At 69.6% G+C, this 23764-nt stretch carries 19 protein-coding genes and 3 tRNA genes; all 22 read right to left on the bottom strand.

The features are described from left to right. Positions 1–209 precede the first annotated feature (209 nt). The 22 genes from fusA to ACQP2H_RS27400 all read right to left on the bottom strand — a co-directional run bounded on the left by fusA (position 210) and on the right by ACQP2H_RS27400 (position 23749). A complete protein-coding gene (gene fusA, locus ACQP2H_RS27295; RefSeq protein WP_208568208.1) occupies positions 210–2306 on the bottom strand; it encodes an elongation factor G in 2097 nt (698 codons plus the stop codon). A gap of 75 nt (positions 2307–2381) precedes the next feature. Beyond that, positions 2382–2852, bottom strand: coding sequence for a 30S ribosomal protein S7 (gene rpsG, locus ACQP2H_RS27300; protein ID WP_091242043.1), 471 nt, complete (start codon positions 2850–2852; stop codon positions 2382–2384). A 1-nt stretch (position 2853) separates the two neighbouring features. Continuing rightward, on the bottom strand, positions 2854–3228 hold the full coding sequence (gene rpsL / locus ACQP2H_RS27305) for a 30S ribosomal protein S12 (protein ID WP_007465318.1): 375 nt from the start codon (positions 3226–3228) through the stop codon (positions 2854–2856). Positions 3229–3698: 470 nt separating this feature from the next. Next, positions 3699–4121 (bottom strand): hypothetical protein, encoded by a 423-nt coding sequence (locus ACQP2H_RS27310; RefSeq protein WP_208568321.1) that lies wholly within the window; start codon positions 4119–4121, stop codon positions 3699–3701. Positions 4122–4640: 519 nt separating this feature from the next. Continuing rightward, on the bottom strand, positions 4641–5009 hold the full coding sequence (locus ACQP2H_RS27315; protein ID WP_208568209.1) for a hypothetical protein: 369 nt from the start codon (positions 5007–5009) through the stop codon (positions 4641–4643). Between the two features lie 128 nt (positions 5010–5137). Continuing rightward, a complete protein-coding gene (locus ACQP2H_RS27320) occupies positions 5138–9028 on the bottom strand; it encodes a DNA-directed RNA polymerase subunit beta' (RefSeq protein WP_208568210.1) in 3891 nt (1296 codons plus the stop codon). 119 nt (positions 9029–9147) lie between these two features. After that, on the bottom strand, positions 9148–12579 hold the full coding sequence (locus tag ACQP2H_RS27325) for a DNA-directed RNA polymerase subunit beta (RefSeq protein WP_208568211.1): 3432 nt from the start codon (positions 12577–12579) through the stop codon (positions 9148–9150). 587 nt (positions 12580–13166) lie between these two features. Continuing rightward, positions 13167–13556 (bottom strand): 50S ribosomal protein L7/L12, encoded by a 390-nt coding sequence (gene rplL, locus ACQP2H_RS27330; RefSeq protein WP_091276487.1) that lies wholly within the window; start codon positions 13554–13556, stop codon positions 13167–13169. Between the two features lie 54 nt (positions 13557–13610). After that, entirely contained in the window at positions 13611–14159 is a 549-nt protein-coding gene (gene rplJ / locus ACQP2H_RS27335) for a 50S ribosomal protein L10 (protein WP_088644793.1), read from the bottom strand. Between the two features lie 826 nt (positions 14160–14985). After that, the gene (locus ACQP2H_RS27340) at positions 14986–15672 is read right to left on the bottom strand and encodes a hypothetical protein (protein WP_357537867.1); all 687 of its coding nucleotides are present in this window, start codon (positions 15670–15672) and stop codon (positions 14986–14988) included. Beyond that, positions 15669–16601: an ABC transporter ATP-binding protein gene (locus ACQP2H_RS27345; RefSeq protein WP_363819087.1), complete on the bottom strand. Its 933-nt coding sequence runs from the start codon at positions 16599–16601 to the stop codon at positions 15669–15671. Before ACQP2H_RS27345 ends, ACQP2H_RS27340 begins: the two co-directional genes overlap by 4 nt. Before the next feature lie 80 nt (positions 16602–16681). After that, complete coding sequence (gene rplA / locus ACQP2H_RS27350; protein ID WP_208568214.1) at positions 16682–17398, bottom strand: 50S ribosomal protein L1; 717 nt, start codon at positions 17396–17398, stop codon at positions 16682–16684. A gap of 80 nt (positions 17399–17478) precedes the next feature. After that, on the bottom strand, positions 17479–17910 hold the full coding sequence (gene rplK, locus ACQP2H_RS27355) for a 50S ribosomal protein L11 (protein ID WP_208568215.1): 432 nt from the start codon (positions 17908–17910) through the stop codon (positions 17479–17481). Between the two features lie 184 nt (positions 17911–18094). Continuing rightward, positions 18095–18817 carry a transcription termination/antitermination protein NusG gene (nusG, locus tag ACQP2H_RS27360; protein ID WP_219464749.1) on the bottom strand — a complete coding sequence of 241 codons (723 nt, stop codon included), beginning with the start codon at positions 18815–18817 and terminating at the stop codon, positions 18095–18097. A 38-nt stretch (positions 18818–18855) separates the two neighbouring features. Beyond that, positions 18856–19275: a preprotein translocase subunit SecE gene (gene secE / locus ACQP2H_RS27365; protein WP_219464751.1), complete on the bottom strand. Its 420-nt coding sequence runs from the start codon at positions 19273–19275 to the stop codon at positions 18856–18858. 213 nt (positions 19276–19488) lie between these two features. Continuing rightward, positions 19489–19561: transfer RNA gene (locus tag ACQP2H_RS27370), tRNA-Trp, on the bottom strand. Between the two features lie 127 nt (positions 19562–19688). After that, on the bottom strand, positions 19689–20081 hold the full coding sequence (locus ACQP2H_RS27375; protein WP_433229389.1) for a MaoC family dehydratase: 393 nt from the start codon (positions 20079–20081) through the stop codon (positions 19689–19691). A 1-nt stretch (position 20082) separates the two neighbouring features. After that, a complete protein-coding gene (locus tag ACQP2H_RS27380) occupies positions 20083–20529 on the bottom strand; it encodes a MaoC family dehydratase N-terminal domain-containing protein (RefSeq protein ID WP_219464755.1) in 447 nt (148 codons plus the stop codon). A 133-nt stretch (positions 20530–20662) separates the two neighbouring features. Next, the gene (rpmG, locus tag ACQP2H_RS27385) at positions 20663–20830 is read right to left on the bottom strand and encodes a 50S ribosomal protein L33 (protein WP_091242082.1); all 168 of its coding nucleotides are present in this window, start codon (positions 20828–20830) and stop codon (positions 20663–20665) included. A gap of 132 nt (positions 20831–20962) precedes the next feature. Further along, positions 20963–21035: transfer RNA gene (locus ACQP2H_RS27390), tRNA-Met, on the bottom strand. A gap of 25 nt (positions 21036–21060) precedes the next feature. Next, positions 21061–21133 (bottom strand) — tRNA-Thr (locus ACQP2H_RS27395). 96 nt (positions 21134–21229) lie between these two features. Beyond that, complete coding sequence (locus ACQP2H_RS27400; protein WP_219464757.1) at positions 21230–23749, bottom strand: putative bifunctional diguanylate cyclase/phosphodiesterase; 2520 nt, start codon at positions 23747–23749, stop codon at positions 21230–21232. Positions 23750–23764 lie beyond the last annotated feature (15 nt).

Genomic DNA, 23764 nt, shown 5'->3' on the forward strand with positions numbered 1-23764 from the left:
TCCTGTGGACTTCTTGGTTCGCGCCCCGGCGCGCCGGACGGCGCTTAGGACTCTGTCGACAGCCTTTCCGGCCTGCGGCCGGAGAGCTTGGTGGGTTCTGCGGCGATGAAGCCTACAGGCCCGGATTCATCCAACCCGACCGAGGTGGTCGCGGGCGGGATTCCCGCCCGCGACCTGCCCCGACTCACCGGATCAGCAGCGGATGAGCGTCACTCACCCGTCGCCTTGGCGATGATCTCCTTCGCCACGCTCTGCGGAACCTCGGCGTAGGAGTCGAACTGCATGCTGTAGCTAGCCCGGCCCTGGGTCTTCGACCGCAGGTCGCCGACGTAGCCGAACATCTCCGACAACGGCACCAGGGCCCTCACGATGCGGGCGCCACTGCGCTCCTCCATCGCCTGGATGATGCCGCGGCGGGAGTTGAGGTCGCCGATGACGTCACCCATGTTCTCCTCAGGAGTGGTGACCTCAACGGCCATCATCGGCTCGAGCAATGCCGGGTCGGCCTTGCGGGCCGCGTCCTTCATCACCATCGAGCCGGCGATCTTGAATGCCATTTCCGACGAGTCGACCTCGTGGTACTGGCCGTCCAGCAGGGTCAGCTTGACGCCGACCAGCGGGAAGCCCGCGAGGATGCCGTACTGCATGGCGTCCTGCGCACCGGCGTCGACCGACGGGATGAACTCCCGCGGGATACGACCACCGCTGACCGCGTTGGCGAACTCGTAGGTCGGCGACTCGTTGTCCAGCGGCAGCGGCTCGATGCTCACGATGACGCGGGCGTACTGGCCGGAGCCACCGGTCTGCTTCTTGTGCGTGTACTCGACCTTCTCCACCTTGCGGCGGATGGTCTCGCGGTAGGCCACCTGCGGCTTGCCGACGTTGGCCTCGACGTTGAACTCGCGACGCATCCGGTCGACCAGGATGTCCAGGTGCAGCTCGCCCATGCCGGAGATGACCGTCTGGCCGGTCTCCTCGTCGAGCCGGACCCGGAAGGTCGGGTCCTCCTCGGCCAGCCGCTGGATCGCGGTGCCGAGCTTCTCCTGGTCGGACTTGGTCTTCGGCTCGATCGCCACCGAGATGACCGGCTCCGGGAAGGTCATCGACTCCAGGATCACCGGGTTCGCCGGGTCGGAGAGCGTGTCGCCGGTGGTGGTCTGCTTGAGACCCTGCACCGCGATGATGTCGCCGGCCTGCGCCGACGGACGCTCTTCCCGCTTGTTGGCGTGCATCTGGTAGATCTTGCCGATCCGCTCCTTGCGGTCCTTGGTGGAGTTGACCACCTGGGAGCCGGACTCGAGCAGGCCGGAGTAGACCCGGACGTAGGTGAGCTTGCCGAGGTGCTTGTCCGTCTGGATCTTGAAGGCGAGACCGGAGAACGGCTCGTTCTTCGACGGCTTACGCACCATCGGGGTCTCGCCGTCGGTGGCCGTACCCTCGATCGCCGGGACGTCCAGCGGCGACGGCAGGAAGTCGACCACGGCGTCGAGCATGGGCTGCACGCCCTTGTTCTTGAACGCCGAGCCGCACAGCACCGGGTTGGCCTTGCTGGCGATGGTGGCCCGCCGGATGGCGGCCTTGATCTCCTCGACGGAGATCTCCTCGCCCTCCAGGTACTTCTCCATCACCGCGTCGTCGACGTCGGCCAGGGTCTCCATCAGCTTCTCGCGCCACTCGGCCGCGGAGTCGGCCAGGTCGGCCGGGATCTCCTCGATCGCGTAGTCCTCACCCTTCTGGGTCTCCCCGCGCCAGGTGAGGGCGCGCATGCCGATCAGGTCGACGACACCGATGTGGTCGCCCTCGAGCCCGATCGGGATCTGGAGCACCAGCGGGGTGGCGTTGAGCCGGTCGATCATCATCTGCACGCAGCGGAAGAAGTCCGCGCCCGTACGGTCGAGCTTGTTGACGAAGCACATCCGCGGGACGTGGTACTTGTCGGCCTGCCGCCAGACGTTCTCCGTCTGCGGCTCCACGCCGGCCACGCCGTCGTAGACCGCGACCGCACCATCCAGCACCCGCAGCGACCGCTCGACCTCGACCGTGAAGTCGACGTGACCGGGCGTGTCGATGATCTGGATCGTGTGGCCCTTCCACTCACACTTGGTGGCAGCGGAGGTGATCGTGATGCCACGCTCCTGCTCCTGCTCCATCCAGTCCATGACGGCAGCGCCCTCGTGGACCTCACCGATCTTGTAGGTGATACCGGTGTAGAACAGGATCCGCTCGGTGGTCGTGGTCTTACCGGCATCGATGTGCGCCATGATGCCGATGTTGCGTACGTTGGCGAGCGCGTCTGCGGCGGCCACTTCAATCCCTACTTATCGTCGTCTCGACTCGACCGATGGCGGTTCCGGCGCCGGTCCGGCGCCGGAACCAGGCTGTTACCAGCGGTAGTGCGCGAAGGCCTTGTTGGACTCCGCCATCTTGTGGGTGTCCTCGCGCCGCTTGACGGCGGCACCCAGACCGTTGCTCGCGTCCAGCAGCTCGTTCATCAGCCGCTCGATCATGGTCTTTTCGCGGCGGGCCTTGGAGTAGGTCACCAGCCAGCGCAGACCGAGGGTGGTCGCGCGGGCCGGGCGGACCTCGACCGGCACCTGGTAGGTGGCGCCACCGACCCGGCGGCTGCGCACCTCCAGGGTCGGCTTGACGTTGTCCATCGCCCGCTTGAGGGTGACGACCGGGTCGGTGCCGCTCTTCTCGCGGCAGCCCTCCAGGGCCGCGTACACGATGCGCTCGGCGAGCTGACGCTTACCGCGCATCAGGATCTTGTTGACCAGCTGGGTGACCAGAGGCGAGTTGTACACCGGGTCAGCGACCAGCGGCTTCCGCGGAGCGGGTCCCTTACGCGGCATGTCAGCTCTTCTCCTTCTTCGCGCCGTAACGGCTGCGCGCCTGCTTGCGGTTGCGGACACCCTGGGTGTCCAGCGAACCGCGGACGATCTTGTAACGCACGCCGGGGAGGTCCTTCACCCGGCCGCCGCGGACGAGCACGATCGAGTGCTCCTGCAGGTTGTGACCCACGCCCGGGATGTAGGCGGTCACCTCGATCTGGCTGCTGAGCTTGACACGAGCGACCTTGCGGAGCGCCGAGTTCGGCTTCTTGGGGGTGGTGGTGTACACGCGGGTGCACACACCGCGCCGCTGAGGGGATCCCTTCAGCGCCGGGGTCTTGGTCTTGGTCGTCTTGGCCTGGCGGCCCTTTCGGACCAGCTGCTGAATGGTGGGCACCGGGTTTCTCCGCTCCCTTCGGCCGCTCACGCGACCGCGCCGTCTGCTCGTTAGCCGACCTGATGGCCGACTCTCCTACATTCCGACCGGGACCACCTCACGGAAGTCCCGGCACCCGCGGTCGGGCGTGTCGCCCGATTCACGGTTCCAGCGCGGTCGCTCGCGCGCGCACCGGATTTCTGTCACCGGCGCGTGGTCGTCCGCACGCCGGGTCCTGGGCTGTGTCGTACGGCCGCGTGATCTCCGGACCGATCCGGATCCCGCGCACGCACGAGTTGCCCGGGCATGCCCGGGCGCAAGGGGAAAGAGTACCTACCACAGCCTCGCAGGTCAAAACGGGCTGGTCCGCCGGGTCTCAGATCCCCGTCGGCCACGCCGTACGCCCTGGCTGCTCGCCCGTGGCGGGCCCCTAGGACCTCCAGTGTACCGGCTGCCGCGTGCCGCAGCCCGTCACCCCCGGGCGACGGGGGTCACGCCAGCTGCACCAGCAACGCCAGCCCCAACCCCAGCAGGCTGAGCACCAGCCCCACCCCGCCACAACTGATCCCGGCCGTGGCCAGGCCCCGACCGGTGAACCGCACCGCCGGCGGTGGCGCGGCCCGACGGATCTGCCGACGGGCCAGCAACCCGGCGACGATCGCCGCCGCGCCGGCCAGCGCGCCCGGCACGGTGAACGCGCCGGCCGCCCAGGCCCCGCCGAGCTGCGCCCCCCCGACCCCGAAGCAGATCACCAGGAACGACACCAGGATCGACACCACCCCGGCGATCAGCGACCCCACCGCCGGGCCGGAGGTGACCGCCGGAACGTCGAGGTGGACCACCGCGAAGGGTGTGCCGGGGACCGGTTCGACCCGCTTCGGGGGGCGCGGGGCGTCCGGTGGCGGTGGGGGCAGCGGCCCGGGTTGGTGCCCCGAGGGCGCCGGCCAGCCCGCCCCGGCCGGCTGTCCCGGGTACGACCCGGGCGACATCCCCGACGACCCCGCCCCGGGATACGACCCACCCGGCCCCGGGTAGGCCCCGCCCGGCGGTGGGTGGGACAGCGGGCCCCGCAGTGATCCGCCAACTGCCGGAAACGGCCCGGCGGCGGAGGGGGCTGGCTGGGCCGGCGGTGGGGCGTACCCGATCGGAGCGGCCTCCGGCGGGATGCCGGTGCCGTGGACGGGCCCGGGGACCGACGGTGCCCCCCAGGGGCCGACGGCCCAGGGATCGCGCCGGTCGGGTGCCCCGGCGTCGTTGCCGGGACCCGGGGAGCCGGCGGGCGGTCCGCCCGGGTCGCCTCCCGACGGCGGCGCCGGTTCCGTCACGGGGTCCTCCTGTCGCGATGTGGGGTCCACCGTCACGCGACGGACACCGGCCAGGCTACCGCCGCCGCGCACCGCGGGTGCCCCCTGCCGGATCATCACCCCGACGGGTCAGTCGACGTTCGGCGCGAAGTCCTGCCCGTAGGGGGACCCGGCCAGCCGGACCACGCCGATCACCACCAGCGTCACCACCGCGACCGCGACCAGCACCAGGCCCGCCCAGGCCAACCGCTCCCCCCGCCGCAGCCAGGCCGCGCCGGTGAGGAAACCACCCGAGGCGTACGCCTCCCGGCGGGCCTGCCGGGCCAACTGGAGGGCGATCGTGGCGGGCACCACCCCACCGACGAAGAGCCCGGTCAACGCCCCGATCAGCCCGAGCGCGAAGACGGCCCGCGCCTTCGTGGCGCGCACCGGGTCGGGGTCGAGTGGATGACGTGGCGGCTGGTGCGCCACCGGCACCTGCCCCGCAGCGGTCGTCATGCCCACCATCATGCCCGGCCGACGGCCGTACCGGGCACTCCCCCGGCGGGCCCGATGGCGGGTCCCGCCGGGCCCCGGAAACGACGAAGGCCCCCGGCGTGCTGCCGGGGGCCTTCGTCAGAGCTTGCTCAGCGGTACGACCCGAAGTCGAAGTCGTCCAGCGGAACTGCCTGGCCGCTGGCCGGCCCGAAGCCGTAGTCGGTCTCCGGGTAGCCGGTCATCGAGTAGACCTTGGCCTTCGCCTCCTCGGTCGGCTCGACCCGGACGTTGCGGTACTTGCTGATGCCGGTACCGGCCGGGATGAGCTTACCGATGATCACGTTCTCCTTGAGGCCGACCAGCGAGTCGCTGCGCGAGTTGATCGCCGCGTCGGTCAGCACCCGGGTGGTCTCCTGGAAGGAGGCCGCCGAGAGCCAGGAGTCGGTGGCCAGCGAGGCCTTGGTGATACCCATCAGCACCGGACGACCGGCGGCGGGCTCGCCACCCTCGCCGACGAGCCGGCGGTTCTCCGACTCGAACAGCGCCCGGTCGACCAGCACGCCCGGCAGGAACTCGGTCGAGCCGGAGTCGATGACCGTCACCCGCTTGAGCATCTGGCGGATGATGATCTCGATGTGCTTGTCGTGGATGAGCACACCCTGCGAGCGGTAGACCTCCTGGACCTCCTGGGTCAGGTGGACCTGGACCGCCCGCGGACCCATGATCCGCAGCAGCTCGTGCGGGTCGATGGTGCCCTCGGTGAGCTTCTCGCCGACCGCGACGTGGTCCCCGTCGTGGGTCCGCAGCCGGACCCGCTTGGAGATCTTGTCATAGACGATCTCCTCGCTGCCGTCGTCGGGCACCACGATGATCTTGCGGGACCGCTCGCCGTCCTCGATCCGGACCCGACCCGGGGTGTCGGCGATGGGCGCCTTGCCCTTCGGGATCCGGGCCTCGAAGATCTCCTGCACACGCGGCAGACCCTGGGTGATGTCCTCACCCGCGACGCCACCGGTGTGGAAGGTACGCATCGTCAGCTGGGTACCCGGCTCACCGATCGACTGGGCGGCGATGATGCCGACCGCCTCGCCGACGTCCACGGTCTTGCCGGTCGGCAGCGAGCGGCCGTAGCACGCACCGCAGACGCCCAGCTTCGACTCGCAGGTGAGCACGCTGCGCACCCGGACCGTCTCCACCCCGGCGGCGACGATCTTGTCGACCCCGATGGAGTTGATGTCCTGACCCCGGTGGGCCACCACGGTGCCGTCCGGCCCCTTGATGTCGTCGGCCAGGGTACGGGCGTGCACGCTGGTCTCGGCGTGCTCGTGCACGACCAGCCGGCCACCCTCCAGACGCTCGCCGATCTGCATCGGGATCGCCCGGTCGGTGCCGCAGTCCTCCTCGCGGATGATCACGTCCTGCGAGACGTCCACCAGACGACGGGTCAGGTAACCCGAGTCGGCGGTACGCAGCGCGGTGTCGGCCAGACCCTTACGGGCACCGTGGGTGGAGATGAAGTACTCCAGCACGGACAGACCCTCCCGGTAGCTGGCCTTGATCGGCCGCGGGATGATCTCGCCCTTCGGGTTGGCCACCAGACCACGGATCGCCGCGATCTGCCGGAGCTGGAGCAGGTTACCGCGGGCACCCGAGTTGATCATCTTCCACAGTGGGTTCTCCTGCGGCAGCGCGGTGTCCATCTCCTTGGCGACCTCGTTGGTCGCCTTGGTCCAGATCTCGATGAGTTCGCCGCGACGCTCCTCGGCGGTCATCAGACCACGCTGGTACTGCTTGTCGATCCGGTCGGCTTCCGCCTCGTACTTCGCCAGGATCTCCGCCTTGCGCGGGGGCGCGATGACGTCCTCCATGCCGATGGTGACGCCGGACCAGGTGGCCCAGTGGAAGCCGGCCTCCTTGAGCCCGTCCAGGGTGGCGGCCAGCGCCACCTTCGGGAAGCGCTCGGCGAGGTCGTTGACGATCGCGGAGAGCTGGCCCTTGCGGATCTCGTAGTTCACGAACCGGTAGCCCTGCGGCAGCGTCTCGTTGAACAGGACCCGGCCCAGCGTGGTCTCCACGGTCAGCGGCTGACCCTCGACCCAGCCCTCGGGGGCGACCCAGGGCTCGCCGCCGTTGCCGTTGTCGACACCGATCACGTCCCGCAACCGGATCTTGACCGGGGTCTGCAGGTGCAGCTCGCCCGCGTCGAAGGCCATCCGCGCCTCGGCGTCCGAGCTGAACGCCCGACCCTCACCGATGCCACCCGGGGTCAGGTGGGTGAGGTGGTAGAGACCGATGACCATGTCCTGGGTGGGCATGGTGACCGGCTTGCCGTCGGCCGGCTTGAGGATGTTGTTCGACGACAGCATCAGGATCCGCGCCTCGGCCTGGGCCTCGGCCGACAGCGGCACGTGCACCGCCATCTGGTCACCGTCGAAGTCGGCGTTGAACGCGGTGCAGACCAGCGGGTGGATCTGGATCGCCTTGCCCTCGACCAGCTGCGGCTCGAACGCCTGGATACCCAGGCGGTGCAGGGTCGGCGCGCGGTTGAGCAGCACCGGGTGCTCGCCGATGACCTCTTCCAGCACGTCCCACACGACCGGGCGCTGCCGCTCGACCATCCGCTTGGCGGACTTGATGTTCTGCGCGTGGTTGAGGTCGACCAGCCGCTTCATCACGAACGGCTTGAACAGCTCCAGCGCCATCTGCTTGGGCAGGCCGCACTGGTGCAGCTTCAGCTTGGGGCCGACCACGATGACCGAACGGCCGGAGTAGTCGACGCGCTTGCCGAGCAGGTTCTGCCGGAACCGGCCCTGCTTGCCCTTGAGCATGTCGGACAGCGACTTGAGCGGGCGGTTACCCGGACCGGTGACCGGCCGGCCCCGACGGCCGTTGTCGAACAGTGCGTCGACGGCCTCCTGGAGCATCCGCTTCTCGTTGTTGACGATGATCTCGGGGGCGCCGAGGTCGATCAGCCGCTTGAGCCGGTTGTTCCGGTTGATCACACGGCGGTACAGGTCGTTGAGGTCGGAGGTCGCGAAGCGGCCACCGTCGAGCTGCACCATCGGGCGCAGGTCCGGCGGGATGACCGGGACGCAGTCCAGCACCATGCCCAGCGGCGAGTTGCGGGTGTTCAGGAACGCCGCGACGACCTTCAGCCGCTTGAGCGCGCGGATCTTGCGCTGGCCCTTGCCGGAGCGGATGGTCTCGCGCAGGCTCTCGGCCTCGGCGTCGAGGTCCATGTTCTGGACCAGCGCCTTGATGGCCTCGGCACCCATGCCGCCGGTGAAGTACTCGCCGAACCGGTCACGCAGCTCGCGGTAGAGCAGCTCGTCGGTGACCAGCTGCTTCGAGTCGAGCTTGCGGAAGGTGTCGAGGACCTCGTCGAGGCGGTCGATCTCGCGCTGGGCCCGGTCGCGGATCTGGCGCATCTCGCGCTCTCCGCCCTCCTTGACCTTGCGCCGGACGTCCGCCTTGGCACCCTCGGCCTCCAGCTCGGCCAGGTCGGCCTCGAGCTTCGCGGCCCGCTTCTCGATCTCCGAGTCGCGGCTGTTCTCGGACTGCCGCTTCTCGGCGAGGATCTCGTTCTCGATCGTCGAGAGGTCACGGTGACGCGCCTCGGCGTCCACGCTCGTCACGACGTACGAGGCGAAGTAGATGATCTTTTCGAGGTCCTTGGGGGCGAGGTCCAGCAGGTAGCCCAGCCGGCTCGGGACGCCCTTGAAGTACCAGATGTGGGTCACCGGAGCGGCCAGCTCGATGTGCCCCATCCGCTCACGGCGGACCTTGGACCGGGTCACCTCGACGCCACAGCGCTCACAGATGATGCCCTTGAACCGGACCCGCTTGTACTTACCGCAGTAGCACTCCCAGTCCCGCTGAGGGCCGAAGATCTTCTCGCAGAAGAGCCCGTCCTTCTCCGGCTTGAGGGTGCGGTAGTTGATCGTCTCAGGCTTCTTGACCTCACCGTGCGACCACTGGCGGATGTCATCCGCGGTCGCGAGGCCGATACGCAGCTCGTCGAAGAAGTTGACGTCGAGCACTATGTCCCCTATGTCGTCGTCTGTACAGCTAGATCACGGGCGGGGGTGGGGGCCGGCCGACTCGCGTCGGACTCACGCCTGACCGCCCGAACGAATCGGCCGACCCCCACCGCCACCACCTACACCTCTTCGACCGAGCTCGGCTCGCGCCGGGACAGGTCGATGCCCAGCTCCTCCGCGGCCCGGAACACCTCGTCGTCGGTCTCGCGCATCTCCAGGGCCACCCCGTCGCTGCTGAGCACCTCGACGTTCAGGCACAGCGACTGGAGCTCCTTGAGCAACACCTTGAACGACTCCGGGATGCCCGGCTCGGGGATGTTCTCGCCCTTGACGATCGCCTCGTAGACCTTGACCCGGCCCAGGACGTCGTCGGACTTGATGGTCAGCAGTTCCTGCAGGGCGTAGGCGGCGCCGTACGCCTGCATGGCCCAGCACTCCATCTCACCGAAACGCTGGCCACCGAACTGCGCCTTACCACCCAGCGGCTGCTGCGTGATCATCGAGTACGGACCGGTCGAACGCGCGTGGATCTTGTCGTCGACCAGGTGGTTGAGCTTCAGGATGTAGATGTAACCGACCGCGATCGGGTCGGGCAGCGGCTCGCCGGAACGACCGTCGAACAGCTGCGCCTTGCCGGAGGAACCGATCAGCTGCTTGCCGTCCCGGTTGGGCAGGGTCGACGAGAGCAGACCGGAGATCTCCTCCTCGCGGGCACCGTCGAAGACCGGCGTGGCCACGTTGGTGTCCGGCTCGGACTCGTGCGCCTCGATCGACCGGAGCTGACGCTTCCAGTCGGTGTCGTCGCCGTCCACGCTCCAGCCCGTCTTGGCCACCCACCCGAGGTGGGTCTCCAGGACCTGGCCGATGTTCATCCGGGACGGCACACCCAGCGGGTTCAGCACGATGTCGACCGGGGTGCCGTCCTCCAGGAACGGCATGTCCTCGATCGGCAGGATCTTCGAGATGACACCCTTGTTGCCGTGCCGGCCGGCGAGCTTGTCGCCGTCCTGGATCTTGCGCTTCTGGGCGACGTACACCCGGACCAGCTCGTTGACGCCCGGCGGCAACTCGTCGCCGTCCTCGCGGGAGAAGGTCCGCACCCCGATGACCGTGCCGGTCTCGCCGTGCGGCACCTTCAGCGAGGTGTCCCGGACCTCACGCGCCTTCTCACCGAAGATCGCGCGGAGCAGCCGCTCCTCCGGGGTCAACTCGGTCTCGCCCTTCGGCGTGACCTTGCCGACCAGGATGTCGCCGGGGACGACCTCCGCGCCGATCCGGATGATGCCGCGCTCGTCGAGGTCGGCGAGCATCTCCTCGCTGACGTTCGGGATGTCCCGGGTGATCTCCTCCGGGCCGAGCTTGGTGTCCCGGGCGTCGACCTCGTGCTCCTCGATGTGGATCGAGGTGAGCACGTCCTGCTGCACGAGGCGCTGCGACAGGATGATCGCGTCCTCGTAGTTGTGGCCCTCCCAGCACATGAACGCCACCAGCAGGTTGCGTCCGAGCGCCATCTCGCCCTCGTCGGTGCACGGACCGTCGGCGATGACCTGGCCGGCCTCGACGCGGTCGCCCTCGAAGACGACCGGCTTCTGGTTGACGCAGGAGCCGGCGTTGGAGCGGCGGAACTTGTGCAGCAGGTACGTCCGGCGGTGGCCGTCGTCCTGGTGGATGGTGATGTAGTCGGCGCAGAGATCCTCGATCATGCCACCGACCTCGGCCACCACCACGTCACCGGCGTCGACCGCGGCACGGTATTCCATGCCGGTGCCCACCAGCGGCGACTCCGCCTTGACCAGCGGCACCGCCTGACGCTGCATGTTGGCGCCCATCAGCGCGCGGTTGGCGTCGTCGTGCTCCAGGAACGGGATCATCGCGGTCGCGACCGAGGTCATCTGCCGCGGCGACACGTCCATGTAGTCGACGGCACCGGGGACCACGTCCTCGGTCTCGCCACCCTTACGGCGACACAGCACCCGGTCCTCGGCGAACGTGCCGTCCGCCTTGAGCGGCGCGTTGGCCTGCGCCTTGACGAACCGGTCCTCCTCGTCCGCGGTCAGGTAGTCGATCTGGTCGGTGACCCGACCCTCGACGACCTTCCGGTACGGCGTCTCGATGAAGCCGAACGGGTTGACCCGGGCAAAGGTGGACAGCGCGCCGATCAGGCCGATGTTCGGGCCTTCCGGCGTCTCGATCGGGCACATCCGGCCGTAGTGGGACGGGTGCACGTCACGGACCTCGAAGCCGGCCCGCTCCCGGGACAGACCACCCGGGCCGAGCGCGCTCAGCCGCCGCCGGTGGGTCAGGCCCGCCAGCGGGTTGGTCTGGTCCATGAACTGGGACAGCTGCGACGTACCGAAGAACTCCTTGATCGCCGCCACCACCGGGCGGATGTTGATCAGGGTCTGCGGCGTGATCGCCTCGACGTCCTGGGTGGTCATCCGCTCGCGGACGACCCGCTCCATCCGGGAGAGACCGACCCGGACCTGGTTCTGGATCAGCTCGCCCACGGTACGCAGGCGACGGTTGCCGAAGTGGTCGATGTCGTCGGCCTCGTAGCCGTCCTCACCGGCGTGCAGCCGGCAGAGGTACTCCACGGTGGCGACGACGTCGTCCTCGGTCAGCGTGCCCGTGGTGATCGGCACGCTGAGCTCGAGCTTCTTGTTGAACTTGTAGCGCCCGACCTTGGCGACGTCGTACCGCTTCGGGTTGAAGAAGAGGTTGTCGAGCAGGGTCTGGGCGTTCTCGCGGGTCGGCGGCTCGCCAGGGCGGAGCTTGCGGTAGATGTCGAGCAGGGCCTCGTCCTGGCCGGCGATGTGGTCCTTCTCGAGCGTGGTCATCATCAGCTCGGACCAGCCGAACTTCTCGCGGATCTGCTCGGCGGACCAACCGATGGCCTTGAGCAGGACCGTGACGGCCTGCCGGCGCTTACGGTCGATGCGGACGCCGACCGTGTCACGCTTGTCGATGTCGAACTCCAGCCAGGCACCCCGGCTGGGGATGACCTTGACGCTGGAGAGGTCGCGGTCGGAGGTCTTGTCCGGCTCCTTGGAGAAGTACACGCCCGGAGACCGGACGAGCTGGCTGACCACGACGCGCTCGGTGCCGTTGATGATGAAGGTGCCCTTGGGCGTCATCATCGGGAAGTCACCCATGAACACCGTCTGGCTCTTGATCTCGCCGGTGGTGTTGTTGGTGAACTCCGCCGTCACGAACAGCGGGGCGCAGTAGGTCAGGTCCTTCTCCTTGCACTCCTCGATCGAGGCCTTGACCTCGTCGAAGCGCGGTGCCGAGAAGGACAGCGACATGGTGCCGGAGAAGTCCTCAATGGGACTGATCTCGTCGAGGATTTCCGCGAGACCCGAGCGTGCGTGCGGGTCGTCCGCCGACCGGCCCTGCCAAGCCTCGTTGCCGACGAGCCAGTCGAAGGACTCGTTCTGGATGGCAAGGAGGTTGGGGACCTCGAGGTGTTCGGTGATCCTGCCGAAAGAAACTCGGCGGGGAGCGAAAGCGCTCGACGTACGACTGGTCTTCGCAGGGCGGGAAGCTGCCAAGATGCGTCCTTCCGAGGACCGGTGCTGCAGAACGGCTGGTACGCGTGCACTCCAATGACCCCACCAGAAATATCCGTAACCGGACATTTCCGAGCAGGGGTCAAGTCGGAAGGCAGCGCAAACTAGCAGTGTAGCCGAGAGGCTAACCGCTGTCCAGCCCATCCCGCAGGTCGTCGCGGAACGTGCCTCGGCACCCCGGAAAACCGGGGTCGCACCGGCCGCTCGGAACGCGAGTTCCTGTCGGGCCGCTCGGATGCAGCGGCTGCTGGTACTGCCGCAGCCAATACCCAAGAGGTGGCCGTCGCAAGCGCGGAAGGTCTTGCTGGTGTCAGCGTGCCTGGCAGGTCGGGGCCACGTCAAGAGCCTGCTTCCGGCTGCTCGGCGGGTTTCCCACGGACGGGCTACCCGCCAGAGTCCCCACCGCATCACGCACCGGGTGCGAACACCCTGCTCACGCCACTGATACCCGGAGTCACCAAGCATGACGGGCGGTGATCCGTTGTCGGATCACCGCCCGTTCAGTTTGCGGTGTGCCACGGCTCACGTGAGCCGGCCCCCGCCAAGGTCGACCCGAGGTCGACCTCAGGTCACTTGAGGGTGACCTTGGCGCCTTCGCCCTCGAGCTTGGCCTTGGCCTTCTCGGCGGTCTCCTTGTTGACCTTCTCCAGGATCGCCTTCGGGGCGGCCTCGACCGCGTCCTTGGCCTCCTTGAGGCCCAGGCCGGTCAGCTCACGCACGACCTTGATGACCTGGATCTTCTTGCCACCGTCGGCCTCGAGGACGACGTCGAACTCGTCCTTCTCCTCCTCGACCGGAGCGGCGGCGGCGCCACCGGCACCACCGGCAGCGGCAACCGCGACCGGGGCGGCGGCGGTGACCTCGAAGGTCTCCTCGAACTGCTTCACGAACTCAGAGAGCTCGATCAGCGTCATCTCCTTGAACGCGTCGAGCAGCTCGTCGGTGCTGAGCTTCGCCATGTCTGGCGTCCTTTCTCGCAATGAAAATTAAGAACGTGGTGCGCCGGGAGGGCCTCAGGCCGCCTCGGCGCCCTCCTGCTCGCGCTTCTTGTCCGCCAGGGCGGCCGCCGCACGGGCGGCCTTGGAGAGCGGTGCCTGGAACAGGGCTGCGGCCTTGCTCAGGTTGCCCTTCATCGCGCCGGCCAGCTTGGCCAGCAGCACCTCACGGGACTCCAGGTCGGCGAGCTTCGTGACCTCGGCCGCGGAAATGGCCTTGCCCTCGAAGACACCGCCCTTGATGACGAGCTTCGGGTTGGCCTTCGCGAAGTCGCGAAGACCCTTCGCCGCCTCGACGACGTCGCCCGAAACGAAAGTCAGCGCGGTAGGACCGGTGAACAGCTCGTCGAGGCCGGAGATGCCCGCCTCGGTCGCGGCACGCTTTGCCAGCGTGTTCTTCGCGACCGTGTAGGTGGTCTCCTTGCCGAGCGAGCGCCGCAGCTGGGTGAGCTGGGAAACCGTCAGACCACGGTACTCGGTGAGCACCGCAGCGCCCGAGGTACGGAAGCTCTCGGTCAGCTCAGCGACGGCCGTGGCCTTGTCGGCCCGGATCGGCTTGTCCGCCATGTCCCTCCTCTCTCGTTACTCGGAGCTGGTCGCCGTCGGGGAGCACAAGGCCCTGCGACGGCGCCGAAGGCGTCACGACAACGAAAAAGCCCCGGCGCAGGGCGCGCGGGGCGAGGACCGGAGCGATCACCATGGTCGGCAGACCACGGGGAGGAACCGTATTACGCTTACCGCCCTGCGCGGGTCGCCCGTCGTCGCGGAGCCTTCGACCGTGCCGGAGCACGGTGACCAGCGGTCTCTGGGTGGAACTACCGGCCCAGGTTACGCGACACGTCCACCCATCGCCAAATCGCCCCCACCCGCCCTCTCGCCCCACCCCCACCCCCAGCCCCACCCCCACCCCCAGCCCCACCCCCACCCCCAGCCCCACCCCCAGCCCCAGCGCCAGCGCCAGCGCCAGCGCCAAGATCGTGCAGCTTCCTGGTTGTAGTGGTCTCGCGCGGCGGGCGCTGAGGCCACTACATCCTGGATTGAGCACGATCTTGGCGAGCCCGCGACTGTTGCCGGCAGGTCGGGAGCAGTGCGGGGTCGAGCAGCAACGGCCCGACCAGACCGAGCCGATCAGGAGAAGGCCGCGCCGAGCCAACCACGTCAGGCCACGTCGAGCCGGATCAGGACAGGGCCGCGCCGACCCCAGCCACGTCAGGCCGCGTAGGCCGGGTGAAGCCATGACACGCCGGACCAGATCGGGCCCCACCCCGCACGTCAGGCCGCGTCGGACCAGGCGGAGCCATCACACGCCGGACCAGATCGGACCCCACCCCGCCCCGCCACGGTGGGTGGGTGGTCGGCGGACGGTCAGGGGATCGCTGCCTCCAGGTCCGGGTCAGGGGCGGGTCCGCCGCCACCAGGCGTAGCCGGTCAGCGCCACCCCGGCCCAGGCGAGCGCCCAGCCGGAGAGCAGCAGGGCGGTGCCGGCCGGCAGGGAGCCGGCGAGCGCCCGGGCAGTGGTCAGCACCGGCGGCACCAGCCAGGGCGCCACCGAGCCGCGCAGGCCCAGTGCCAGGGTGCCGACCGCACCCACCGCGAGCACCGCGACGCCGTAGCCGGCGGTGCGGGTCAGCGCCCGGCTCGCCAGCGCGCCCAGGGCCACCGCCGGCAGCAGGGCGAGCAGGTGGGCCCAGAGCCCGAGCGCCAGCGCCGCCACCACCGGCAGGTCACCCGGGCCCGGCGTGGTCACCCCGCCGACCAGCCACGGGAATCCCAACGCCACCAGCACCGTGCCCACCCCGGCGACCAGGGCCGCGAGCAGCCCGGCGATCCACTCGCGGGCCGGCCCCACCGACACCATGGCCAGCCGGCGCTGCACGTCCGGTTCGACGTCCAGCAGGATCTTGGCCTGCCAGGCCAACACCGGAAAGAGCACCACGGCGCTGACGCCGTACGCCTCCGCCGGCCGGGCCCGGCCGCCGCCGTACAGGATGCCGAGGGTGAGTAGGCCGGCCAGCACCGGTGCCAGCGCCCGTCCGGTACGCAGGAAGCCGGCCAGCCGCATCCGGACCAGCGCGCTCACCGGGCCACCTCCCCGGGCCGGCCACTGCGCGCCGGGTCGGCTGTCGACCCGGCGTCAGGAGGCGGGGCGCCCACCGACGGCTCCGCCGCCCCCGCAGGCCCACCGGTGGCCGGGGCCCCGGCCCGCCCCGGAGACGGGTCAGCCACCGACGAGGACGGGACGGGTGTGGGCGGCACGAGCACCGGCGTGGGCGGGGTGGCGGGTTCGCGTACCCGCAGGATGTGGTGGCCGTCGGCGCGCAACCGGGCGACGGTGCCGGCCACCCGCGCGGCCGGCACCGCGACCTCGACCACGGCGACGGCCGCATCGCCGCTGGCCGCCTCCTCGGTGACCAGTCCGTCGGCCACCGTCCAGTGCCGGGCGCCGGGGAGCCGGACCGTCTCGCCGCGGTGGTCACTGACCAGGACCGCTCCCCCGTCGGCCAGCACCTCGTCGATCAGCTCGGGGACCAGGCCCCGGGCGGCCGAGTCCAGCCCCTCCCAGGGCTCGTCGAGCACCAGCAGGCCCGGGGTGCGCAGCATCGCCTGAGCCAGGCCCACCTTCTGCGCGGTGCCCTTGGACAGGTCGGGCAGGCGGACCTCGCGGAACGGGGTCAGCCCCAACCGGTCGGTCCACCGGTCGACGGCCCGGTCGGTGTCGGCCCGGCCGAGGCCGGCGACCCGGCCCATGGCGGTCAGATAGCGGGTCACCGTGCAGGGCTGGTCGGCGGGGAACCGCTCGGGCACCCAGCCGACGTGCCGGGGCCGGTCGACCACCCGGCCCCGGGCCGGCCGCAGCACCCCCGCGCAGAGTTGCAGCAGGGTCGACTTGCCGGCCCCGTTGCGGCCGAGCACCACCGCCACCTCGCCCGGGTCGAGCCGGGCCGTGACGCCGCGCAGCACCCATGGGCCGCCCCGGCCGTATCGAAGCCGGACGTTCTCCAGTCGCATGGGAGGAGCCTGCCACAGTGCGACATGCGGAAGGGCCCCGCCACTGTCCGTGGCGGGGCCCTTCGCGGGAGAAGCCGGGCTCAGCCCTCGGCGCCGGTCTCCTGGAGGTTCTTCACCACGTTCGGGTCGACCGGGACACCCGGACCCATGGTGGTGGCCAGGGTGACCTTCTTGAGGTACTTGCCCTTGGCCGCGGACGGCTTGGCGCGCAGGACCTCGTCGAGCACCGCGGCGTAGTTGTCGATCAGCTGGGTCTCGGAGAACGAGGCCTTGCCGATGATCAGGTGGAGGTTGGAGTGCTTGTCCACCCGGAAGGTGATCTTGCCGCCCTTGATGTCCGAGACGGCCTTGGTGACGTCCATGGTCACCGTGCCGGTCTTCGGGTTCGGCATCAGGCCGCGCGGGCCCAGGATCCGCGCGATCCGGCCGATCTTGGCCATCTGGTCCGGAGTGGCGATCGCCGCGTCGAAGTCCAGCCAACCGCCCTGGATCCGGGCGACCAGCTCGTCCGTGCCCACCTCGTCGGCACCGGCGGCGACGGCCTCCTCGGCCTTCGCGCCGGCGGCGAAGACGATCACGCGGGCGGTCTTACCGGTGCCGTGCGGCAGGTTGACCACGCCGCGGACCATCTGGTCCGCCTTGCGGGGGTCGACGCCGAGGCGCATGGCGACCTCGACCGTGGCGTCGAACTTGGCGCTGGTGGTGTCCTTGGCGAGCTTGACCGCCTCGGCCGGGGTGTAGAGCTTCGACTTGTCGACCGCCTCGGCGGCCTTGCGGTACGTCTTGCTGCGCTGCATCTCGGGTTACTCCTGTGGTCTCTGGCGGGCCGCGGGTGACGCGCGCCCTCCCACGAACTGATCTTGGGGACCGACCGGGGTCAGTCGTTGACGACGATGCCCATCGACCGGGCGGTGCCGGCGATGATCTTCGCAGCCTGGTCGATGTCGTTGGCGTTGAGGTCGACCATCTTCTTCTCGGCGATCTCGCGCACCTGGGCCTGGCTCACCGAGCCGACCTTCTGGCTCTGCGGCACACCGGAACCCTTGTCGACGCCGGCGGCCTTGAGCAGCAGCCGGGCGGCGGGCGGGGTCTTCAGGACGAAGGTGAAGGACCGGTCCTCGTACACGCTGATCTCGGCGGGGACGATGTCGCCCCGCTGGGCCTCGGTCTGCGCGTTGTAGGACTTGCAGAACTCCATGATGTTCACGCCGTGCTGACCGAGCGCGGGGCCCACCGGCGGAGCCGGAGTCGCCTGGCCCGCCTTCAGCTGAAGCGTGAACGTCTTGACGAGCTTCTTCTTCGGAGGCATGTCACTTCCTGGGGCTTGGAACTGGGAAAGGTGCCGGCCACGGGCGCGCACGGTCAGCGCGGTACCACAGCGACGACGTTCAAGAGTAGCGCAGCGCCCGACAGCGCCCCGCGCCGAGGTCCGCGCCGGGGGTAACGACGTCGCCGGCGGCGGGCTGCTGCCCCACCGCCGGCGACGAACGTCGTCAGATCTTGGCGACCTGGTTGAAGTTCAGCTCGACCGGGGTCTCCCGGCCGAAGATCGACACCAGCACCTTGAGCTTCTGCTGGTCGGCGTTGATCTCGCTGATCGTCGCCGGCAGCGAGGCGAACGCCCCGTCGGTGACGGTGACCGAGTCGCCCACCTCGAAGTCGAGGACCCTGATCTCGGGCTTGGCCTTCTTCTGCTCGGTCTCCACCGCCGGAGCCAGCCACTTGAGCACCTCGTCGAGGCTCAACGGTGCCGGCCGGTCGGCCCGGTCGGTCGCCCCCACGAAGCCGGTGACCCCCGGCGTGTTGCGCACACACGAGTAGGACTCCGCGGTCAGCTCCATCCGGACCAGGATGTAACCGGGGAAGACCTTGGCCTGGATCTGGGAACGCTTGCCGTTCTTGACCTCGACCTCTTCCCGGGTCGGCACCTCGACCTGGTAGATGAACTCCTCCATGTCGAGGGAGGTGATCCGGGTCTCGAGGTTGGTCTTGACCTTGTTCTCGTAACCGGCGTACGAGTGCACCACGTACCAGTCGCCGGGCGCGTAGCGCAGCTTCTGGCGCAGCTCGGCGACCGGGTCGTAGTCCTCGTCCGGCTCGGGCTCCGTGGTCGGGAACTCCGGCTCGCTGGCGGCCTCGACCGACTCGTCACTCGCCGCCGTCGCGACCGTGGACTGGTCGTCCGTGGTCCCGGCGGTCTCGTCGTACTCAGGCACGCTTGCTCACTTCCGTCACTATCGGCTCAGTCGGCCGGTCAGCTGGGGCTGCCGAAGACCCACAGCACGCCCTTCGCGAAGGCGAAGTCGAGAAGGCCCACGATCGTCAGCATCACCGCGACGAAGGTGACCACCACAGCGGTGTAGGTCAGCAGTTCCTTGCGGGTCGGCCAGATGACCTTACGCAGCTCGGCGACGACCTCGCGGAAGAAACGCGCGATGCGGGCGAACGGCCCCACCCGGTCGGTCTCGGACCGGGTCTTCGGCTTGCTGTCGGCAGCACCCGCACGGGTCCGCGACCGGGTCGCGGTGCCGCCCCGGGATACCGGCTCGTCCGCGTCGGTGGCGTCGTCGTCGGGGGCGTCGTTGTCGGCGGTCACCTCGTCGACGACCTCGTCGCGCTCGTCGCGCAGACCGTCGTCGCCGGCGTCCTCGCCGCGCCGCTTGCTCTCGGCCACTTCGCCCTCCGTCGCGGGATGTCGGTTCGTACGCCGGGAGGCGTACGCGGCGCTGGTCACGCCGGCCGGACCAACCGTCCCGCGACGGGCCGCGGCCGGCGGACCGGACGAAGGGCCCCGGGTCGCCCCGGAACCACCCCGCCGATGCCACCACCACGGGCCGGACGCCGCCTTGCGGCGGCGCGACCCACGGGAACGGTCAGGCCTGAGGCGCAGGGGTGACAGGACTTGAACCTGCAGCCTGCGGTTTTGGAGACCGCTGCTCTGCCAATTGAGCTACACCCCTGTGCGGCAACGCTCTCCCCACCCGACCTGCACGGCCGGGCAGGGGTCACTTGCCCCACGGCGGACCAGTGTACGGGTAGCGCCCCGACTTTCCCAACCGGTCCCGCCCGGTACGTTTCGACAGGCCGTCAGCCGGTCGTCCGCACGACCGCCCGCGCCTGCGAAAGGATCTTCTCCTCACCGCACCGGGCGGTCACATCGAGCCTGGCCAGCCCGGCTTCGGTGACCTCCTTGACCACCGCGTCCACGGTGATCTCGGTGCCCTCGTCGTCGTCCGGGACGACCACCGGCCGGGTGAAGCGCACCCCGAACTCGACCACCGCGTCGGGTGCGCCGGCCCACTCGGTGACCGCCCGACCGACCAGCGCCATGGTGAACATGCCGTGGGCGATCACCCCGGGCAGACCCACCCTGGTGGCGGTCCGGTCGTTCCAGTGGATCGGGTTGAAGTCGCCCGAGGCGCCCGCGTAGCGGACCAGGTCCGCCCGGGTCACCCGGAACGTCCGGGTCGACAGTTCCACGTCAGGACTCCCCACGTACGACGAGCTTGGACCAGACGGCGACCACCGGCTCACCGGCCGAGGTGGTCACGTCGGTGCGGGTGGTCAGGAAGGCGTGCCCACCCCGGTTGCTGATCTCCTCGATGGTGTTCACGCAGACCAGCTCGTCCCCGGCCACCACCGGCCGGGTGTACGCGAAGCGCTGGTCGCCGTGGACCACCCGGCTGTAGTCGACCCCGAGCGCCGGATCGTCGACGATCTGCTGGCTGGCGGCCATGGTGATCAGGACCGGGAAGGTGGGCGGGGCGACCACGTCCGGGTGGCCGAGGGCACGGGCCGCCGCCGGGTCGTGGTGGGCCGGCTCGGTCGCTCCGATGGCGGTGGCGAACTCGCGGATCTTTTCTCGGCCCACCTGGTAGGGGGCGGTCGGCGGATACGTCCGGCCGACGAAGGACGGGTCCAGGGACATGCCGCCGAACCTACACGGGACGCACGAACGCCGACCCGTACGGGCAGGCGGCTGTGAAGGCCGCGCCATCCGTGCGGATCGGCGTCCGGGTTGGTCGCTTGCGGACCGGGCTGGCCAGGTGGCCGACCGAGGGTCAGCGGGTCTCGCGGTGGGCGGTGTGCTTGCCGTCCCGGGGGCAGAACTTCTTCAGCTCGATGCGGTCCGGGTCGTTACGGCGGTTCTTACGCGTGATGTAGTTGCGCTCCTTGCACTCCACACACGCCAGAGTGATCTTCGGCCGGACATCGGTCGCCTTCGCCACGGCGGAGTGCCTTCCTCGCTACGGATATCAACTACAGCGCATCAGCCTACGCGGAAGATGCCTGGACATGCAAAGTGGGCGCCTGTGGCGCCCGTCCCACTCACCACCGGGGATGAGCCCGGAGGACGAGAGTAGCGGTGGCCGGAATTGAACCGGCGACACAGCGATTATGAGCCGCTTGCTCTGCCATCTGAGCTACACCGCCGAGGCGGGTCCCAAAGGACCCTCTGAGCCCCCTTACGGAATCGAACCGTAGACCTTCTCCTTACCATGGAGACGCTCTGCCGACTGAGCTAAGGGGGCCTACCCGATCACCCCGGAGGGCGTCGCGCAGGGGATACATTACACGGCACCGCGCCGGGGGTGAAATGGGATCCCCCGATACCGCGTCGGCACAGCTCAGGGCACTACGCGGAGCCTCGGCAGCTCATCCGCGCCGGTCGCCTCCTGGTCCGCCTGGGCACCGAACCAGGCCTCCAACCGCTCGTACGGCAGCGGCCGGCTGAACAGGAAGCCCTGCCCGATCTCGCAGCCGATGTCCTGGAGAAGTTCGAGGGTCAGCTCGCTCTCCACCCCCTCGGCCACCACGGACAGGCCGAACTGCTGGGACAGCGACACCACCGCGTTGACGATCGCCAGGTCCCCGGGGTCGGTCGCCATGCCCTGCACGAACGACTGGTCGACCTTCACCTCGTGCACCGGCAGCCGGCGCAGCTGGGCCAGCGACGAGTTGCCGGTGCCGAAGTCGTCGACCGCCAGCCGGACGCCGAGGTCCCGCAGCCGGCGCAGGGTGGGGATGGGCCGCTCGGTGCCGTCCAGCACCGCCGCCTCCGGGATCTCGACGGTCAGCAGCTGCGGCGGGACGCCGTACTCGGTCAGCAGCTCCCCCACCCGGTCCGGGAAGTGCCGGTCGGTCAGCGAACGGGCGGCGATGTTGACCGCCACCGCCAGCGGCTGCCCGGTGTGGCTCCAGTCCCGGCTGCGGCGCAGCCCCTCGCGCAGCACGAACTCGGTGAGCCGACCCAGCTGGCCGGTGTGCTCGGCCACCGCGACGAAGTCCTCCGGGGAGACCGTGCCGTGCGCCGGATGCTCCCAGCGGGCCAGGCACTCCACCCCGAGCAGGCGACGGTCCCGCAGGGTCACCTTCGGCTGGAAGTAGACCTCCAGCTCCCCCTCGTCGAGAGCGCGACGCAGGTCACCGGCGAGCCCGAGCCGGCGCAGCGACCGCGACTCCAGCGCCGGGTTGAACAGCTGCACGCTGCCCGGCACCGCCTTGGCCGCGGTGGCCGCCAGGTCGACCCGTTGCAGCAGCACGGCGGCGTCACTGCCGTGATCCGGATGCACGGTCACCCCGACGGCGGTGTCCACGTCGAGGGTGAGCGCGTCGAAGACCATCTCGTCGCGGATCTGCTCGCGGAGCTGGCCGGCCAGCTCCAGGGCCGCCTCGGCGTTCTCCAGCCGCAGCGTCACCAGGAACTCGTCGCCCCCGGCCCGACCCACCAGGGCCGACGACGGGGCGCAGGCGCGCAACCGCTCGGCCACCTCGACGAGGACCTTGTCCCCCGCCGCGTGCCCCAACGACTCGTTGACCTGCCGCAGCCCGTCCACGTCGAAGAGCAGCACGGCGACCACCTCGCCCGGCGCGCGGATCTTGACCGCCTCGGCCAGCGCGGCGGTGATCCGCCGCCGGTTGGGCAGGCCGGTCAGCGCGTCGTGGTAGGCGTCGTGCCGCAGCCGGTCGACCAGCCGGGAATTCTCCAGGGCGACGGCGGCGTGCGCGGCGACGGTCTCGAAGACGGGGATGTCGCTCGTGGTGAAGTGGCCGATGTCGCTGAGCCGGTTGGTCACCTCCAGGGTGCCGATCACCGCCTGGCCGGACCGCAACGGCACCACGATGGCGTCCTTGACCTGCTGGGCGCCCACCTCACGACGCAGCGCGGTGTCGTCGCCGAGCAGTCGGCCGATGGACAGCGTCTTGCCCAGCTCACGGGCCTGTTCCCGGAAGACCGTCGGGGTGGGTGCGACGTCGAGCAGGCCCGGGGTGTCGACCCGGGCGGTCAGCAGCACCTCGGGGTGCCGGCGCTGGGCGGGCAGCCAGAGGGTGGCGTACTCGGCCTGCATCAGGCCCCGTACCCGGTCCAGGAGGATGTCGGCGATCGCCCCCTCGGCGCTGTTGGTGAGCAACCGGGTCAGGTCGTACATGCCGGTGAGGGTGCGGTGCTGCCGGAAGAACTGCGAGTAGGAGCGGTAGACCTGGAACAACGCCGCGAACAACGCGGCCAGCAGCAGCGCCGACCACCAGGTGGTCTTCAACGCGATCAGGACGAGCAGGCCGACCGAGGCGTTGATGGAGGTGGTGAGGAAGACCGACGGCGCGGTACGCAGCGCCTCCCGGCCGGCCTGCCAGCCCTGGAGCAGTACGTGCACCCCGGCCACCGAGAGCAGACTGACCAGAGTGATGGTGTTGACCGCCAGGAACAGGCTGCCCCAGGTCCCCGGCCCGACCCCCTTGATCGGGGGCAGGGCCAGCAGGAGCAGCCCGGCCAGCGAGGTGGCCGCCGCCGCTTTCGCGACGTTGAACCACAGCTTGGCCGGAGCGAACCGGTGCGACGCGCTCCAGATCAGCACGGAGAGCGTGTAGATCAGCACCACCGTCAGCGGTGGCAGGAAGAAGAGCGCGACGACGAGGGGCACCTCGGTCAACGTCACCCCGACCGACTGCCGCCGGACGATCACGTTGAGAACCGGGATGCTGATCCCCGTCATCGCCACGAAGAGCACGAACGCCAAGCCCCACTCCCCGAACTCGGGAAGCAGGACACCGATCGCGGTGCTGAAGACGATGGCCAGCAAGGCCAAGGGGGCGGTGATGAACCAGGCGCGTTCGGTGGACTTACGCCGCTGATCTCGGCTGGCCATGCGCCACCCTCTCCC

The organism is Micromonospora sp. CA-248260, assembly GCF_050942205.1.
GTDB classification, from domain to species: Bacteria; Actinomycetota; Actinomycetes; order Mycobacteriales; family Micromonosporaceae; genus Micromonospora; species Micromonospora antibiotica.